The sequence below is a fragment of the Brucella anthropi genome, from assembly GCF_046630315.1.
Classification (GTDB): Bacteria; Pseudomonadota; Alphaproteobacteria; order Rhizobiales; family Rhizobiaceae; genus Brucella; species Brucella anthropi_A.
The window spans coordinates 91306-108497 of sequence record NZ_LQBD01000039.1 but is presented as its reverse complement, the minus strand read 5'-3'; the positions used below and the strand labels follow the sequence as shown (position 1 = coordinate 108497).

Genomic DNA, 17192 nt, shown 5'->3' with positions numbered 1-17192 from the left:
ACCGTTTCACACTTTTCGGGATGCGCTTTAATCTTCAAAAGCTTCCACCACATGGCGCTTTCCGAGCAGGAAAGCATCGGCCACATGGGTCAGCGGAGCGAGATCGACATCCGAACGCCCCGCCCCGATCAATTGCACGAAACGCCTGTAAAAGCGCTGATATTCGCGGTCCGGCTCGGCCATCTTCTCCGCCCCGGCGATGGTCAGGCGGCTGCCGCCATGGCTGAGCAGAACCGTGCCCTTGCCGGTCTCGACGCGAATGTCCCAGGTCTGCGGGCCGGTCTGGCGCCAGTCCAGTTCGAACGAAACCGGAATGCCGCTTTCCGTCCGGAACCGGAGATCAGCGGCAATCGGTGCCGCGCGGTTTTCAGGAAAAGAGAGATCGGATTGCGTCAGGAAAAAGCGCTCCGGCAGGATATGCGTGACGATGGAGAGCGCATTGATGCCCGGATCGAACACGCCAAGCCCACCCGGCTCCCAGATCCATTGCTGGCCGGGATGCCAGTGGCGCACATCTTCCTTCCACATGACCGAAACCGAGCGGATTTCCGCGTCTTTCAAAAATTCCCGCGCCGGTTCCACCGCCGCCGCCTCGCGTGAATGCCATGTGGCATGGAGCGTCACGCCTTGCGCTTCAGCGAGCCGCTCCAGCGCCTGCACTTCCGAAATCGTCGCACCGGGAGGCTTTTCCAGCATCACATGCTTGCGCGCTTTCAACGCCGCATAGGCCTGCGCGAAGCGCCCTTGCGGCGGCGTGCAGAGCGACACGGCATCGATGGCGACGTCACTGCCCAGCAATTCATCGATATCGTGAAAAGACGGCAGGCCCTCCAGCCCGGCATTGCGGCTGGCAACGGCTTTCAGTTCAATGCCATCGACGGCTTCGATGGACGGCAAATGCTGGTCGCGCGCGATCTTGCCGAGACCGACGATTGCAAGCGCGATGTTGGATTGTGCGGCCATGTTCACAGCGCCCTCACGGCGACTTTTTCCGCCGCAGCCTGAGCCAGCCTGTTGACCAGCGGATAGCGGAACGGCTTTGCCGAAATCTCGAACCGGTCGCCGGCCTGCGTCTTCACGCCATGCGAAAACGACAGCGTCGCCGTGCCGAAGAAGTGCACGTGAATATCGCCGGGACGGCGGAACAGTTCATATTTGAAATGATGGTGTTCCAGATTGGCAATCGTGTGCGACATGTTCGCTTCACCGGACAGGAACGGCTTTTCGAAGATGACTTCGCTGCCACGGCGAATGCGCGAAACGCCTTCCACATGATCCGGCAGCGCGCCCACATAAAGCTCCGGCCCAAGCGCCGCCTGGCGCAGCTTGGAATGGGCGAGCCAGAGATAATTCTGCTTTTCCGTCACATGATCGGAAAATTCATTGGCGAGGCAGAAACCGAGACGGAAAGGCGTGCCGTCCGGGCCGATCAGGTAAATGCCCGCCAGTTCCGGCTCCTCGCCGCCATCTTCGGCGAAGGCGGGCGACACCAGTTCACCGCCGGTTGCGACCAGCGCCGAGCCGTCGCCCTTGTAGAACCATTCCGGCTGCACGCCCGTCTCGCCCGGCTTCGGCTTGCCGCCTTCGACGCCCATCAGGAACATGCGCATGGAATCGGTCGGCTTTTCTGCGGCCTGTGCCGCCTTGTGCATCTTGTCGCGCCCATCGGCGGAGCCGAGATGCGTGAGGCCGGTGCCCGCAACGATCAGATGCGCCGGATCGCCATGCGTGATCGGCAATCCCACGCGGCCCGTGGCCAGGGCGGCATCGATATCGACCGCTTCGCCCCTGCCGCTGCGCTCCACCTGTTCTGCAAGGCCGATGCCTGCGGCAATCGCCGCCGAGGCCAGCTCATAGGTCGTCGCCACGCCCTTGACGACATGCGCCGCGCCCGCGTCATCGCAGGCCGCCACACGCATTTCTCCGCGCTCATCGCGGAACTGGACCAGACGCAACATCAAACCTCCCATTTTCCGCAGCCGGGCCGCGGACTTCACTCCGACTGCGTGTGAATGCCGGTCCGGCATTGATCGCAGCTTCCTTATTAATATGACTATTTCGCCGGAGACGGCTTTGTCAAGCAAGCATGAATGCCCGGTTGTCACACCAATGTGACTTACATGGGGAAGGACGGAACAAGCCTTTGTTTTCGCTTAACGATCAGAATTTCCATCGCGTCTTCATATCCAAATTTTCATTATTACAGGCGAAAGACGCTTGCCATAAAGTAATATTATATGCTTCATAGCAACGAGGCTGGGAGAGCCTTATTGGGAGGAACAATCATGAAACTGAGTTTGACGGCCCTGACGGCCGCCCTATCGCTCGCGCTGGTTTCCAGCGCATCCGCCGCATCGCTGACGGTCGGCTTTTCGCAGATCGGCTCGGAATCGGGCTGGCGCGCCGCGGAAACGGCGCTGACCAAGCAGGAAGCCGAAAAGCGCGGCTATACGCTGAAATTCGCCGACGCCCAGCAGAAGCAGGAAAACCAGATCAAGGCCGTGCGCGGCTTCATCGCGCAAGGGGTCGATGCGATCCTGATTGCGCCGGTCGTCTCCACCGGCTGGGACGCCGTCTTGAAGGAAGCCAAGGAAGCGGAAATTCCGGTCGTTCTGCTCGACCGCCAGATCGATTCGCCCGAAGACCTTTATCTGACCGCCGTGACCTCCGATCAGGTGCATGAGGGCAAGGTCGCCGGTGACTGGCTGGTGAAGGATGTGGGCGACAAGCCCTGCAATGTGGTCGAGCTTCAGGGCACCACCGGCTCCTCGCCCGCCATCAACCGCAAGAAAGGTTTTGAGGACGCGATCAAGGGCCACGACAATATCAAGATCACCCGTTCGCAGACCGGCGACTTCACCCGCACCAAGGGCAAGGAAGTCATGGAAAGCTTCATCAAGGCCGAAGGCGGCGGCAAGAATATCTGCGCCGTCTATGCGCATAATGACGACATGGCCGTCGGGGCCATTCAGGCCATCAAGGAAGCCGGATTGAAGCCGGGTACGGAAATCAAGATCGTATCGATCGATTCCGTGCCGGATATCTTCCAGGCCATGGCCAATGGCGAAGCCAATGCGACCGTCGAACTGACGCCGAACATGGCAGGCCCGGCCTTCGACGCCATTGAAGCCTTCAAGGACAAGGGCACCGTACCGCCGAAATGGATCCAGACGGAATCGAAGCTCTACACGCAGGCTGACGATCCGAAAGCCGTCTATGAAGCCAAGAAGGGCCTCGGCTACTGATCCGCTTCATCCGGGCCGGTCTCGGCCCGGATATCCCTTTTGCGAAGCGCAAACGGAAGAATGCCATGGCTGCACCACCGCTTCTTGAAGCCCGCTCGATCACCAAATCCTTTCTGGGCGTGACCGCGCTCGATCATGTCGATTTCACGCTCAACCGCGGGGAAATTCACGCTCTGCTCGGCGAAAACGGCGCGGGCAAATCCACGCTCATCAAGATATTGACCGGCGCCTATCACGGTTTCGACGGATCGATCCTGCTTGAAGGCCAACCGATTGCGCCCGCATCCGTGGCGGAGGCGCAGGCGCTCGGCATCGGCACGGTCTATCAGGAGGTCAACCTGCTCGAAAACCTGACGGTCGCGGAAAACCTGTTTCTGGGGCGCCAGCCAAAGCGTTTCGGGCTGGTGGACCGGGCGCGGATGGAAAAGGATGCAGCGAAACTCCTTGCCCGCTACGGGCTTGCCATCGATGTCGGCGCGCCCTTGTCCGCCTATTCGGTCGCCATCCGCCAGATCATCGCCATTGCCCGCGCTGTCGACCTTTCCGGCAAGGTGCTGGTGCTCGACGAGCCGACCGCCAGCCTCGACGCGCGTGAAGTCGACATGCTGTTCGGCGTGCTGCGCCAGTTGAAGGCGGACGGCCTCGGCATCGTCGTCATCACCCATTTTCTCGATCAGGTCTATGCCATTGCCGATTGCGCCACGGTGCTGCGCAACGGGCGGCTGGTCGGCAGCCGCAACCTGTCGGACCTGCCGCGAACCGACCTCATTTCCATGATGCTCGGCCACCAGTTGCAGGAAACCGTGCGCCGCCAGTTGACCGAGGAAGTCGACCGCGACACGGTCGCGCCGATCCGCTTTTCCGGTTTCGGCAAAAAGGGCAGCGTTGCGCCCTTCGACCTTTCGATCAAGCCCGGCGAAGCCGTCGGCATTGCGGGTCTGCTCGGTTCCGGCCGCACGGAAACCGCGCTCCTGATGTTCGGCGTCGATGAGGCCGATAGCGGTCGGCTGACCGTCGATGGAAGGGAAATCAGGCTTTCCTCGCCCGTCGCGGCCATTGCCGAGCGCTTCGCCTTCTGCCCGGAAGAACGCAAGACCGATGGCATCATCGGCGATTTTTCGGTGGCCGAAAATATCGCGCTCGCCGTACAGGCCAAACGCGGCTGGTCGAGACCGCTTTCATCGCGTGAGAAAACGGCGCTTGCCCGGCGTTATGTCAAGGCGCTCGATATCCGCCCGCCCGATACGGACAAGCCGATCAAATTCCTGTCCGGCGGCAACCAGCAAAAGGCCATTCTGGCGCGCTGGCTCGCCACCGATCCGCGCCTGCTGATCCTCGACGAGCCGACGCGCGGCATCGATATCGGCGCCCATGCGGAAATCCTCAAGCTCATCGGCGAACTTTGCGCGGAAGGCATGTCGCTCGTCATCATCTCGTCCGAATTCGAGGAGCTTGCCGCCGTCGCCAACCGCGTGATCGTCCTGTCCGACCGCCGCCATGTGGCGGAGCTGAAGGGCGGGGAAATCAACGCCGACAATATTGTGCGCGCCATCGCGGAGACCGGAAGCGAAAAGGAAGCCGCCGCATGATTGCCCGCATGACCAGAAAACTCAAAAGACTGGCGCCCCAACTGGCCGCCCTTGTGCTCATTCTGGCCGCGAACACCATCATCGCGCCCGGCTTTCTCGACATTTCGTTCCAGAACGCGCGGCTCTACGGCAGCCTGATCGATATTCTGGTGCGCGCCGCCCCCGTTGCCATTCTGGCCGTCGGCATGACGCTGGTGATCGCCACACGCGGCATCGACCTGTCGGTCGGCGCGGTCATGGCGATCAGCGGGGCTTTTGCCGCGTCGCTCATCGTGGCGGGCTATCCGCTTGCAATCGTCATTCCGGCGGCACTTGGCGTCGGCCTGCTCTGCGGCCTGTGGAACGGCTTTCTGGTCGCCGTCTTCGACCTCCAGCCGATCATCGCAACGCTTATCCTCATGGTGGCAGGGCGCGGCATCGCGCAGCTTGTCACCGAAGGCGCAATCCTCACCTTCAACAATGATTCCTTTGCAGCCCTTGGCTCCGGCTCCTTTCTCGGCATTCCGATCCCGGTGCTGATCTGGATTCTGGCCGGTCTGGTGGTGGGCATCGCGGTGCGCTCCAGCGCGCTCGGCTTCCTGATCGAGGCGACCGGCATCAACCGCCGCGCGGCGATGCTGGCAGGGGTCAAGGCGCGCTTTCTCCTGTTCAGCGTCTATGCGGTTTCCGGCGTCGGCGCCGCCCTTGCCGGGCTGATCGCCACCGCCGACATTCGCGGCGCGGATGCCAACAATGCGGGCCTGTGGCTGGAACTCGACGCCATTCTGGCGGTCGTCATCGGCGGCACGTCGCTCAATGGCGGGCGCTTCTCGATCATGGCCTCGCTGCTCGGCGCGCTCATCATCCAGTCGATCAATACCGGCATCCTGATGGCGGGCTTCCCGCCGGAATTCAACCTCATCATCAAGGCGGTCATCATCGTGATCGTGCTCACCTTCCAGTCACCGGCCATTGTCCAGCTGATCGCCTTCCTGCGGTCGGAGCGCAAGGGCAACGGAGCCGAAGCGATCCGCCGGAGCCAGCAGGGAGCACGGCAATGAGGGCATTGCGCAATCTGCCTTTCCTGACCACGGTGGCAATCTTTCTCCTCGCCTATGCGCTGTGCGTCGCGCAGTTTCCAAACATGCTGTCGACGCGGGTGATCGGCAATCTCCTGACCGACAACGCCTTTCTGGGCATCGCCGCAGTCGGCATGACATTCGTGATCCTTTCAGGCGGCATCGACCTGTCGGTCGGCTCGGTCATCGCCTTCACCAGCGTTTTCGTGGCCGTGATGGTCGGACAGCTTGGCGTGCATCCGCTTCTGGCTTTCGCGCTCATTCTGGTGATCGCCGCCCTGTTCGGAGCGTGGATGGGCGCGATGATCCATTTCTTGCGGATACCGCCCTTCGTGGCAACGCTTGCGGGCATGTTTCTGGCGCGCGGCGCGGCCTTCCTCATCTCGACGCAATCGGTGCCGATCGCACATCCTTTCCTCGACACATTGCAGGGGCTCTATTTCCGCCTGCCCGGCGGTGGCAGGCTGACCTTCATCGCCATGGTGATGCTCGCGGTCTTCATCATCGGCGGCATCATCGCCCATCGCACGCGCTTCGGCGCCAATATCTATGCGCTCGGCGGCAACCAGCAATCGGCGGAACTGATGGGCGTTCCGATTGCCCGCACCACAATCGGCATCTATACGATGTCGGGCATCCTTTCCGGCCTCGCCGGGATCGTCTATACGCTCTACACCTCGTCCGGCTATTCGCTGGCGACGGTGGGCGTGGAACTCGACGCCATCGCTTCGGTGGTGATCGGCGGGACACTGCTGACGGGTGGCGCGGGCCTTGTGGCCGGAACCTTCGTCGGCATTCTCATACAGGGGCTGATCCAGACCTATATTGTTTTCGACGGCACGCTGTCTTCCTGGTGGACGAAAATAGCAATCGGTATATTGCTGTTCCTGTTCATTGCCCTGCAACGGGGACTCTTGTGGTTTTCCAATATAAAACACGCGCGACAACGCATGAAGGAGGCCTGAATTGGGATTGCTGGAAACGGCCATAACCGGACGCAAGCGCCACAACAGCCACGCGGTTGTCGTGGGGGAACTCGGGCGCGGCATCGTCGCGGGAACCATTCCCGAAGGGTCCATCCTTCCGGGCGATCATGAATTGTCGCTGCGCTTCGGCGTATCCCGCACCGTTCTGCGCGAGGCGATGAAGACGCTTGCCGCCAAGCGCCTGATCGAACCCAAAGCCAAGGTCGGCACTCGCGTTCTGGGCCATGCCAGCTGGAATTTCTTCGATCCCGATGTGCTGACATGGCGCTTCGAAGCGGGCTTCGATGAAGTCTTCGTCGATCATCTGGCAGAAATGCGCATGGCGCTGGAACCGGCAGCCGCCGCAGCCGCAGCCGAACGCGCCACCAGCGACGAGATCGTGGAGCTTTACGCACTCGCCGCCAAATTCGACAATCCCGAACACACGCCGGAATCCATCGCCAAGGTCGATCTGGAATTTCATCTGGCCATTGCCCGCATGTCCGGCAACCCGTTCATGCGGTCGGTCAGCGGCCTGATCGAGGCGGCACTTGCCGTTTCCTTCCAGCTTTCCTCCCCCGCCTCATCGCGGGAGGGTATTGCCGAATGCGCGGCCAATCACCTTCGTATTGCCCATGCCATCGCCTCACGCGATCCGCAGAAAGCCCGTCTGGCCATGGAAAGCGTCATCAAGCTTGGGGTCGAGCGCATCCGGGATGTGATCTGAACGCTACAACACGTTCAGATCAAACTGCGGTTCGCCGCGCAGCGTATTGCTGACGGTGCAGATTGCCTCGGCCATTTCGGCAAGACGGTGCTTTTCATCCTCCGTCAGATCGCCGTCGAAATGAAAGGCGATGTCGAACCGCTCGATACGCGACGGCCCTTCATGCGCCTTGTCGCCCTTCACCTCCACGCGAACATCGGTCAGCTTTTCCTTCAGGTCGAGCTTGGTCGCAGCAATGCGCGCGCTGAGCGCCATGCAGGCCGCAACCGAGGAATAGATAAGATCGAGCGGATTGAACCCGGCCTGACTGACACTGGTGACGATTTCAACCATGCCGCCGGTCGGTGTGGTGATGACGGGCAGCTTGCCGTGCGGCATGTCCGCCACGGCGCCCGTCTCGCGGGTTCTGACCTTCAGTTCGCTCATTCCTGAATTCTCCTGTAGTCCACATGGCGCGCCAGCCAGCAGCCGACGGTCATGCCCGTTATCCCGCCTTTTGCGTCACGCCGGAAGACAAGTTTCCATTCGCCGGGCGCTGGCGCATCCATCGAGCGCTGCACCGGCAAAAGCCACACATCCGGCCCCGCCGCATAGAGCGGATACATGTCGCTCTTGCCGAGACAGCCTTCAAAAGCGCCATAGAACGCGCCGCCCTCATTGACGATCAGAAGATCGGCCCCCAGTTCGCCGCTGCGGTAACGCCCGGCAATATCCTGCCTTGTCGCCCCTTTCAGGCGCTGCATCGTCAGGCACAGATTTTCATCCTCACGCACAAGATGGATCGTGTCGCCGTCGCGGCGGATCGTGGTCATCGATGAACAGGCTTCCTTCTTCCCCACCACATCCATGATTTCCGGGCCGGTGCCGAAACGCGCCTTCATGCGCCCGTGCCCTGCATCTTCGAGGCTCAGGACCAGGCCGGTTTCACGGTCGAGCCATGAGCCGAACCATGCGGCATCGGCTTCCACCCGAGCCGGTTCCGCGGTGGAAACCCCAAGCGCGATATTCATCAGCCTGAAGGCCGCCTCGGATGCCCCGCCTTCAAAATTGAACATGGCGATTGTCGAAAGCCGCTCTTCGGCGCAATGCCAGCGCTGGCAGCGCCAGCCGCGCAGGGCGCCGCCATGGCCGGTCAGCCGCCTGCCGCCCGCCTCCTCGAATTTGAGGCCGAGACCGTAAGGCGCCGGCGCACCGTCGCTGAAAGTCTGCGGGCCGCTCAGGCGGCGATAGAGGCCGTTTTCGTCATCGCGGGTCGCGTCGATGAACTGCTCCCAGGCGATCATGTCGTCGAGCGATGCGCAAATGCCCGCATCGCCCATCCAGTGGATGCGATTGACGGCGGGCAGGAAACCGCGCACCGTGTCCCCCTCATAGCCGGTGCATTCGTCAAACAGCGCGGTATCGGGGATAAGCTCCGCCGTCTTCATGCCGGCAGGCCGGAAAATACGCTCCGACAGGAGGTCGATCAATGTCCGGCCTGTATGGCGCTCGATGAGATCGGCCAGAATGCGGAAATTGCCGTTGCAATAGGAATAATGCGTGCCGGGTGCAAAATGCGTGGTCTTGAGGCGGCGCAGCAGGCTTCGCGCCTGTACGGGCAGAAAGACGCCTTCCGGATCGGCCCCGCACAGAACCGTCAGCGCCCAGTAATCGCGCAGGCCCGACTGGTTGTTGCACAGATCGCGCACGCTTGGGCGTTCTTGCGTAAACTTGTCGAGATAGGCGGCCAGCGCATCGTCCAGAACTTCCGGCTCGCCCACACTGTCGAGCAGCACGGCGCAGGTGAACTGCTTGCTGACCGAGCAGACCGGCATGCGCGTTCCGGGCGTCATCGCCTTGCGCGCGGCAAGATCGGCAAAACCCCATGCATGGCGCAGCACAACCTTGCCGTCCTTCACCACCGCAACCGCACCGCCAGGCCCCTTATAATGCTGCGGAATGGTGGAAACGAAGGCTTCAAGCGCGGAAAGATCGAATTTTGACATGGTAGCTCAGGCGACTCAGATGAAAATCAACAGCGACCACGAGGCATCATTTTGTCCGTTCGATCAAGGCCATGGCCGCATGCGGATTATGTGCCTTATAGCCGCTGATGACATAGAGATAGACATTGCGGGCAAGGTGATCGGCGACAGGCGGCGTAACGGTCTTCAATCCTTCGGCAAGCGCTCCTTCGGCAATCGCCCTGGCGCGGGCCGCCCACTGATCGAGATGGCTTTCGCTATAGCCAAGCGGCTCGCTTTCTTCTGTGCCCATGATGCGAAGATAGGCGAAAGGCGCGGTCATATCGGCAAATTGCGGAAAGGCGCTGTCGCCGGCAATCACCACGGCCACCCCATAATCGCGCAACAAGGCGATGAAGTCGGGCGAATTGAAACTGTCGTGGCGCACCTCGACCGCATGGCGCACATCGCGCCCGTCGACACGCTTCGGCAAAAGCTTCAGGAACGCCTCGAAATCCACGGGGTCGAATTTTTTCGTGCCCATGAACTGCCAGTTGACCACGCCGAGCTTGTCCTTCAGCTCCATCATGCCGCCGGTCATGAACCGCTCGATGCTCTCGCCCGCTTCCGCCAGCACGCGGCGATTGGTGGAAAAGCGCGGCGCCTTCAGCGAAAACGTGAAACCGTCCGGTGTCTCGTCATGCCATTTGGCGAAGGTGGCGGGCTTCTGCGGCCCGTAATAGGTGCTGTTGATCTCGATGGATGTGAGCTTGCCGGAGGCATATTCAAGCTGGCGCTTCTTCGGCAGTTTTTCGGGATAGAAGCTCTTGTCCCACGGCTCATAGGCCCACCCGCCGATCCCGATGCGGATCTTGCCCGTCTTTTCGCTCCCCATCGCCTTTCCTCCATACCGGTGCATCATGAGTTCATACTGTTTGGTCATGATGTTTAATCTGTATTCGCACCGCTGGCTATGTTCATATCAACCACGGCTGGCTGGAGCGGCGGCGAAAGAACTGTCCTGACCAAGCCAGATATGGTGAGATTGAGGAAATGCATCACATGACGAGCAAACCCAATGCCCGTACCGGAGGCCAGATTTTGGTGGATGCGCTGCGCATCCATGGGGCCGACCGGGTCTTCTGCGTGCCCGGCGAGAGCTATCTCGCCGCACTTGACGCCTTCCACGATGCCAGCGACGCGATCGATCTGGTTGTATGCCGGCAGGAGGGCGGCGCGGCCTATATGGCGGAAGCCTATGGCAAGCTGACCGGCAAGCCCGGCATCTGCTTCGTCACACGCGGCCCCGGCGCGACCAATGCCTCGGTCGGCGTGCATACGGCCTTTCAGGATTCGACGCCGATGCTGCTCTTCATCGGTCAGGTCGCCAGCGATCAGGTCGAGCGCGAGGCATTTCAGGAAATCGACTATCGCCGCATGTACGGCCAGATGGCCAAATGGGTCGTGCAGATCGACGATGCCGCCCGCATTCCCGAACTCGTCAGCCAGGCTTTTCATCGCGCCGTCAACGGACGCCCCGGCCCGGTGGTGATCGCGCTGCCGGAAGACATGCTGACCTCCCATGCCGCCGTCAGCGACGCACCGGCTTACAGGCAGGTGCAGATGCATCCGGGTGCCGACCAGTTGCAGGACATGCAGGCGCTGCTTTCAAAGGCCGAGCGGCCTCTGGTGATCGTCGGCGGCGGCGGCTGGAATGGCGATGCCGTCAGCGACCTGCGCAAATTTGCCGAGAACATGCATCTGCCGGTCGCCGCATCCTTCCGCTGTCAGGACATGTTCGACAACACCCACCCGCTTTATGCGGGCGAAATGGGAACCTCGATCAGCCCGAAGCTGGCGCAGCGCGTACGCGATGCCGATCTTCTGATCGTGATTGGCGCGCGCCTCGGTGAAATGACGACGCAGGGCTATGAACTCGTCTCCATTCCGGTGCCGCAGCAAAAGCTCGTCCATATCCATCCGGGCGCGGAGGAACTGGGCCGCGTCTACCATGCCGATGTTCCGGTCAATGCCTCCATGCCTGCCTTCTGTGCGGCGGCGGCCAAGCTTGCGCCGGTCGCCAGCCCGCGCTGGAAGGCATGGACCGACAGCGCCAATGCCGATTACCGCGACAATATCCAATCGCCGGTCATTCCCGGCGATGTGCAGATGGGTGAAGTGATGGAATGGCTGCGCGCGCATTTGCCAGCCGATGCCATCATCACCAATGGCGCGGGCAATTATTCCGCCTGGCCGCATCGCTTCTACCAGTACCGCACCTATCGCAGCCAGTTGGCGCCCACCAACGGCTCCATGGGCTATGGCGTACCGGCTGCGGTCGCGGCCAAGCTCACCGCGCCGGAACGCACGGTGGTTGCCTTTGCGGGCGACGGCTGTTTCCTCATGAACGGGCAGGAACTGGCGACAGCCGCGCAATATGGCGCCAATGCCATTTTCATCGTTGTGAACAATGGCATGTATGGCACGATCCGCATGCATCAGGAGCGCACCTATCCGGGCCGTGTTTCGGGCACAGGCCTTGCCAATCCTGACTTCGCGGCACTTGCCCGTGCCTATGGCCTGCATGGCGAAGTGGTGGAAAAGACCGCTGATTTCGCGCCTGCGTTCGAGGCATGCGAAAAATCCGGCAAGCCGGGCCTCATCGAAATCCGCATCGATCCCGAAGCGCTTTCACCAAAGATGAGCCTCAGCCAGATGCGCGAACAGGGCCTCGCCAAGCAGAAGTAAAAACAGCAGAGCCCCGGAAAACCGGGGCTCCGCCATCACCAATTTGATTGCCTTTACTTGACGGGCGGCGCGTACATCAGCCCGCCCTTGTTCCACAGCGCATTGATGCCGCGGTCGATCTTGAGCAGGCTGCCTTTGCCGACGGTGCGCTCGAACATTTCACCATAATTGCCAATCTTGGAGACGATATTATAGGCCCATTTCGGCTCAAGGCCGAGCTGCTGGCCGTTGTCGCCTTCCGAGCCAAGGAAACGGCGCACATCCGGCTTTTTGGAGTTGAGGTCCGCTTCGGCGGAAGCCTGCGTAACGCCCAGTTCCTCTGCCTCAAGCATCGCAAACAGGGTCCAGCGGACGATGTTGAACCATTTGTCGTCGCCCTGGCGAACGGCTGGCCCGAGCGGCTCCTTGGAAATCACTTCCGGCAGAACGGTGAAGGCGTCAGGTTCGGCAAGCTTGAGGCGCTGCGCATAAAGCGCGGAAGCATCGGTCGTGTAGACATCGCAGCGGCCGGTCTCGAACGCCTTCAAAATACCATCGGCGGAATCGATCACCACCGGCTCATATTTGATATTGTTGGCGCTGAAATAATCGGCGACGTTCTGTTCCGTGGTCGTGCCCTGTTCGGTGCAGACCGACGCGCCGTCGAGCTTCGTCGCGCTATCGACGCCCAGATCCTTGCGGATCATAAAACCCTGTCCGTCATAATAGGCCGTGCCGACGAAAAGAATGCCCATGCCCGCATCGCGCGAGAGTGTCCAGGTGGTCTGGCGCGAAAGCAGATCAACCGTGCCGGATTGCAGCGCGGTAAAGCGCTCCTTGGTCGAAAGCGGAATGAAGCTCACCTTGTCGGGATCGCCAAAGACCGCCGCCGACACCGCGCGGCAGAAATCGATGTCGAAGCCGGTCCATTTGCCCTGATCGTCCGGCGACGAAAAACCCGCGACGCCCTGGCTGACGCCGCAATTGATCTTGCCGCGTTCCTTGACCGTCGAAAGCGTGTCCGCCGCAGCCCCGCTTTGCGCCGACAGGGCAAAGCCCGCCGCCAGCAACGCACCCAAAACTGTCTTTTTCATTGTTCCTCCTCCCAGAGTTTCGGCACAAGCCGATCCGTTGCCCGGCGACATGCCGCCGGGCTTGTTGTTTGTTCCATTATCCGACTACCGGCTACTTCAACGCAGCCGCGAAACTGTCCTCCAGAACGCTCAAGAGATGATCGGCATTGGCGCGTGTGAAGATCATCGGCGGGCGCATTTTCAAAACATTGTCGAACGGCCCTTCGGTCCCCATCAAAATGCCGCGTTCGCGCGCGCCGTCATTGATCTTCTTGGCCAGCGCCGTTGCCGGTTCCTTGGCCTTGCGATCCGTCACCAGTTCGATGCCGAGGAACAGCCCCTGCCCGCGCACATCGCCGATAATATCGAACCGCTCCTGCATCGAACGGAAACCGTCGATGAGATAATTGCCGATCGCAAGCGCGTTACGGCGCAGGTCGTCGCGCTCGATCACATCCAGCACCGCAAGCCCCGCCGCACAGGACACCGGATTGCCGCCGAATGTGTTGAAATATTCCATGCCATTGTTGAAGCTGTCGGCCACTTCGCGGGTGGTGACAACCGCCGACATGGGATGGCCGTTGCCGATGGGCTTGCCCATGGTGACGATATCCGGCACCACGTCCTGCATTTCAAACGCCCACCAGTGGCTTCCGACCCGGCCGAAGCCGACCTGCACCTCATCCGCGATGCAAACGCCGCCGGCCGCCCGCACCATCCTGTAGACTTCGCGCAGATAGCCCTCCGGCAGGAAGACCTGACCGGCAACGCTCGGGATCGACTCGGCAATGAAATAGGCAGGCCCGCGTCCAAGGCTCTTGATGGCCTCGATCTGTTCGGCAATGCTTTCGGCAAAGCGCTTGCCATGTTCCGCAAGCGGCCAGTCTTCCGGCGCGCGATAGCTGTCGGGGATAGTCGCCTCGAACACGTGGTCCGGGCGTCCCTTGCCGCCCTTGCGCTTGTATTTATAGGGGCTGAGGTCGATCAGTTCCTGCGTCGTGCCGTGATAGGCCCAGTCGAGCACCAGCGCATCGCGCTGGCCGGAATGCGCGCGCGCCATGCGCAGCGCCAGGCTGTTCGCCTCGCTGCCCGAGCAGGCAAAGGAGGCCACCGTCAAGCCTTCCGGCAAGGTCGCGGTCAGGCGCTCGGCATAGGAAACGATATTGTCGTGCAGATAGCGCGTATTGGTGTTGAGGATCGCAGCCTGCTTGGCAATCGCCTCCACCACATCCGGATGCGCGTGACCAAGATGGCAAACATTGTTGAAGCAATCGAGATAGGCGCGGCCCCGATTGTCGATCAGCCAGGCGCCCTCGCCGCGCACGAATTTGATCGGCTCGGAATAGGAAATGGAGAGGTTCGGCAGCAGAATATCCTTGCGGGCGCTGACGATTTCGGCGCGGGTGCGTCCGCTCTGGTGGAAGGCTTCCGCCGGAATATCGGCAAGGACTGCGGCATCGGGGAAAATATCGGCCCAGACATCGAGATAGGCGCTCTCGCCCACGCCCAGAATTTCCGCCGCCGCAAGGCCGGTATCGGTCGAAATCTGGAAATGGAGATGCGGCGTCCAGCCGCCATTCTCATGCATGTCGCCCATGGTTCCGACGAGATCACCGGCGGCAAGCCTTTGCCCCGGCTTCAGGCGGGCAACGGCCTCATGCGCCATATGGCCCCAGAGCGTGATGAAGGGCGGGCAACCTTCCGGCTGATGTTCGAGCGCGATCAACCCGCCATAGCCGAGCGGCGCGGTCTCGATCTCGACGCTTTTCACGATTGCTGCAAGCGGCGTGTAGACGGGCGTGCCTGCCGGCATGAACAGGTCGAGGCCCAGATGGTGGACACGCCGCTCGCCTTCGACGAAGCGGGAACGGAACGCCTCATCGGTATAGACAGTACGCTTTTCTCCCCATGGGCCGATGCCCAGTTCCACACGATTGCGGGCGCAGAAATCGTCCCACCAGGCGGTGGCTTCCTGCGGGCGCTGCCCGGCGGAATCGACCGTCATCACATGGGACGGATCGCCATAGGGCACCAGCGCCTTGGTCAGCGTCGCCGGATGCGGGCGAACGATGGGAGCGAGGTTCTTTCGGTTGGCGCTGATCCAGCCGCGCACCACACCGGCGCCCTCGACCGCATCGAAACCGCAGGCTTTGCGCAGGATCGCGGTGGCAAAGCGCGGGTTCATGGCATCGAGCCTGTGCAGAAGCCGCCATGCCGGCGCTTCGCTGATCGCAAGATAGGGATTGTCGCCGGTCCTGTCGCGGCGCGACGCCGACAGCGTGACGCTTGTGACGAGCCGCATCGCGATCAGGTCGAACAGGAGATCGACTTCCTGCGGCAGCAGCGGATATTTTTCGTGGAAACCGGCAGCAAGGGCGGCAGCCGCCCCGATCGGATCGTCCATGTCGAGAATGGAATAGGCCGCCGCAATCGCCACTTCGGCGACCAGAACGGTGTGCACCGCATCGCCGAAATCGATCAGCCCGGCAATGCGTTCCTTGTCCTCCGGATCGACCAGCACATTCCAGTCATTGGCGTCATTGTGGATCACCTGCGCGCGCAAAAGCGGCAGTTTCGGTGCAACATCGCGCTCGAAACGGGTCAGGAAACGCTCCACGACAGCACGGTCTTCCGCCTTGTCGATGAAGTGCAGCCGGTCGCGCGCCCGGCCCGCATGGCGCAGGTCCCAGTCGAAATCGCGAAGCGCGCCCGGATGGATGAAGCCCTGCAAGGCACGATCCAGTTCGCCCAGCGCACCGCCCAGATTGTGCATCAGCGCCCTGGTGCGCGGGGCTTCCGCCAGCGGCGTGCCCGGCAGCCAGCTTGCCACCCGCAGCGCATGCGGCTTGCCCCCATCTTTATCGACAGAAGCCAGCACCGCGCCCGACAGGCTCGGCTTCAGATGCGGCACGGCGAGCGCCGGATCGGCCATGGCCAGATGTTGCAGCAGCGCGGTCTGGAACTCGCTTTCCACCCGCGGCTCGCTGGCATTGACGATCTTCAAGATCCAGTCCGCCGATCCATTGCCCGTCGTCAGCCGAAAATTGCGGTCGCGCTCGCTGTCGAGCGGCGACGCACTCGCCGTCACGCCGAAATGAAGCTGGGCCAGCACTTCGGCCTCTTGCGCGGAAAAATCGGGGGCGGGATGCGAAATATCGGTCATGGGCGGCGCTTCATCGATTGCGTGCAGAGGGGGTGGGGTTGAGATGGAAGCTTGGCACGCGAATAAATTTCAGGCATCAGACAAGGCGCCGGTCAGACCGGCACTTTGCCGGAATGGACCGGCACATTTACGGCAGGGCAAAGGATCGGCACATGCGGGAACTCGACACGAAGGATCGCGAGATACTGGCCATTCTCTCCAAGGAAGCGCGCATACCGCTGAAGACGCTGGCGGGGCGCATCGGTCTGTCGCGCAGCGCAACCGGCGAGCGTGTCGCCAATCTGGAAAGGAACGGCGTCATTCGCGGCTATCGGGCCGATATCGGCCAGATCGACAGCAATGTGATCCGCGCCATGATCCTTGTCAGCCTCAAGCGCACGCCGGCCCTCGGCCTTCTCGATGAACTGGCCAGGCACGCCGAAGTGCGCCGTGTATCGTCGGTGAGCGGCCAGCTCGACCTGATCGTCGAGCTTGAAGTTCCCTCCATAGATCGGCTCAACCGCCTGCGTGATCTCATCGCCACCCATGAAACTGTAGAGGATCTCACTACGGCAATCGTGCTTCGCCGTGATATCGAGCGTGAAACCGCCTGAAATTCAGCTATACAACTTTAGTTTGGATCGTTGCAATTTAAGGTAGACATTCCGCGCCAAGTCGAACATAACGCCCCGGGGTTGAAAGGGAGGGGACATGAAGACGCTT

14 protein-coding genes are annotated in these 17192 nt (G+C 61.5%); 7 read left to right on the top strand and 7 right to left on the bottom strand.

All coding sequences use genetic code 11. The features are described from left to right. Nucleotides 1-27: 27 nt before the first annotated feature. Both AVM02_RS19045 and araD1 read right to left on the bottom strand, forming a co-directional pair. Complete coding sequence (locus AVM02_RS19045) at nucleotides 28-963, bottom strand: Gfo/Idh/MocA family protein (protein WP_411508470.1); 936 nt, start codon at nucleotides 961-963, stop codon at nucleotides 28-30. A gap of 2 nt (nucleotides 964-965) precedes the next feature. Beyond that, nucleotides 966-1958 carry an AraD1 family protein gene (gene araD1, locus AVM02_RS19040; protein WP_411508469.1) on the bottom strand — a complete coding sequence of 331 codons (993 nt, stop codon included), beginning with the start codon at nucleotides 1956-1958 and terminating at the stop codon, nucleotides 966-968. A 327-nt stretch (nucleotides 1959-2285) separates the two neighbouring features. Here araD1 and ytfQ point away from each other — a divergent pair, with 327 nt between their 5' ends. From ytfQ to AVM02_RS19015, 5 genes are all read left to right on the top strand, one after another. Then, a complete protein-coding gene (ytfQ, locus tag AVM02_RS19035; protein WP_411508468.1) occupies nucleotides 2286-3245 on the top strand; it encodes a galactofuranose ABC transporter, galactofuranose-binding protein YtfQ in 960 nt (319 codons plus the stop codon). A gap of 65 nt (nucleotides 3246-3310) precedes the next feature. After that, entirely contained in the window at nucleotides 3311-4834 is a 1524-nt protein-coding gene (locus tag AVM02_RS19030) for a sugar ABC transporter ATP-binding protein (RefSeq protein WP_411508467.1), read from the top strand. After that, a complete protein-coding gene (locus tag AVM02_RS19025; protein ID WP_411508466.1) occupies nucleotides 4831-5874 on the top strand; it encodes an ABC transporter permease in 1044 nt (347 codons plus the stop codon). The genes AVM02_RS19030 and AVM02_RS19025 overlap by 4 nt, the downstream gene beginning before the upstream one ends. Then, a complete protein-coding gene (gene yjfF, locus AVM02_RS19020; RefSeq protein ID WP_411508465.1) occupies nucleotides 5871-6857 on the top strand; it encodes a galactofuranose ABC transporter, permease protein YjfF in 987 nt (328 codons plus the stop codon). The genes AVM02_RS19025 and yjfF overlap by 4 nt, the downstream gene beginning before the upstream one ends. Nucleotide 6858: 1 nt before the next feature. Continuing rightward, on the top strand, nucleotides 6859-7584 hold the full coding sequence (locus AVM02_RS19015) for a FadR/GntR family transcriptional regulator (RefSeq protein ID WP_411508464.1): 726 nt from the start codon (nucleotides 6859-6861) through the stop codon (nucleotides 7582-7584). Nucleotides 7585-7587: 3 nt separating this feature from the next. On the opposite strand, the gene AVM02_RS19010 is transcribed toward AVM02_RS19015, so the two are convergent. The 3 genes from AVM02_RS19010 to AVM02_RS19000 are packed head-to-tail and all read right to left on the bottom strand — an operon-like array spanning nucleotide 7588 to nucleotide 10422. After that, nucleotides 7588-8010: an OsmC family protein gene (locus AVM02_RS19010; protein ID WP_411508463.1), complete on the bottom strand. Its 423-nt coding sequence runs from the start codon at nucleotides 8008-8010 to the stop codon at nucleotides 7588-7590. Further along, nucleotides 8007-9569: a D-aminopeptidase gene (locus AVM02_RS19005; RefSeq protein ID WP_411508462.1), complete on the bottom strand. Its 1563-nt coding sequence runs from the start codon at nucleotides 9567-9569 to the stop codon at nucleotides 8007-8009. Before AVM02_RS19005 ends, AVM02_RS19010 begins: the two co-directional genes overlap by 4 nt. Nucleotides 9570-9615: 46 nt before the next feature. Beyond that, nucleotides 9616-10422: a DUF72 domain-containing protein gene (locus AVM02_RS19000; protein ID WP_411508461.1), complete on the bottom strand. Its 807-nt coding sequence runs from the start codon at nucleotides 10420-10422 to the stop codon at nucleotides 9616-9618. 167 nt (nucleotides 10423-10589) lie between these two features. Between AVM02_RS19000 and AVM02_RS18995 the strand changes: the two genes are divergently transcribed. Then, nucleotides 10590-12275 (top strand): thiamine pyrophosphate-binding protein, encoded by a 1686-nt coding sequence (locus AVM02_RS18995; RefSeq protein WP_411508460.1) that lies wholly within the window; start codon nucleotides 10590-10592, stop codon nucleotides 12273-12275. Between the two features lie 53 nt (nucleotides 12276-12328). Here AVM02_RS18995 and AVM02_RS18990 read toward each other — a convergent pair whose 3' ends face one another. Continuing rightward, nucleotides 12329-13348 (bottom strand): amino acid ABC transporter substrate-binding protein, encoded by a 1020-nt coding sequence (locus tag AVM02_RS18990; protein WP_411508459.1) that lies wholly within the window; start codon nucleotides 13346-13348, stop codon nucleotides 12329-12331. Nucleotides 13349-13439: 91 nt separating this feature from the next. Beyond that, nucleotides 13440-16490 carry an aminotransferase class III-fold pyridoxal phosphate-dependent enzyme gene (locus AVM02_RS18985; protein WP_411508458.1) on the bottom strand — a complete coding sequence of 1017 codons (3051 nt, stop codon included), beginning with the start codon at nucleotides 16488-16490 and terminating at the stop codon, nucleotides 13440-13442. 152 nt (nucleotides 16491-16642) lie between these two features. Here AVM02_RS18985 and AVM02_RS18980 point away from each other — a divergent pair, with 152 nt between their 5' ends. Further along, nucleotides 16643-17083, top strand: a complete 441-nt coding sequence (locus tag AVM02_RS18980) for an Lrp/AsnC family transcriptional regulator (RefSeq protein ID WP_411508457.1) — start codon at nucleotides 16643-16645, stop codon at nucleotides 17081-17083. The last annotated feature ends 109 nt before the right edge of the window (nucleotides 17084-17192 follow it).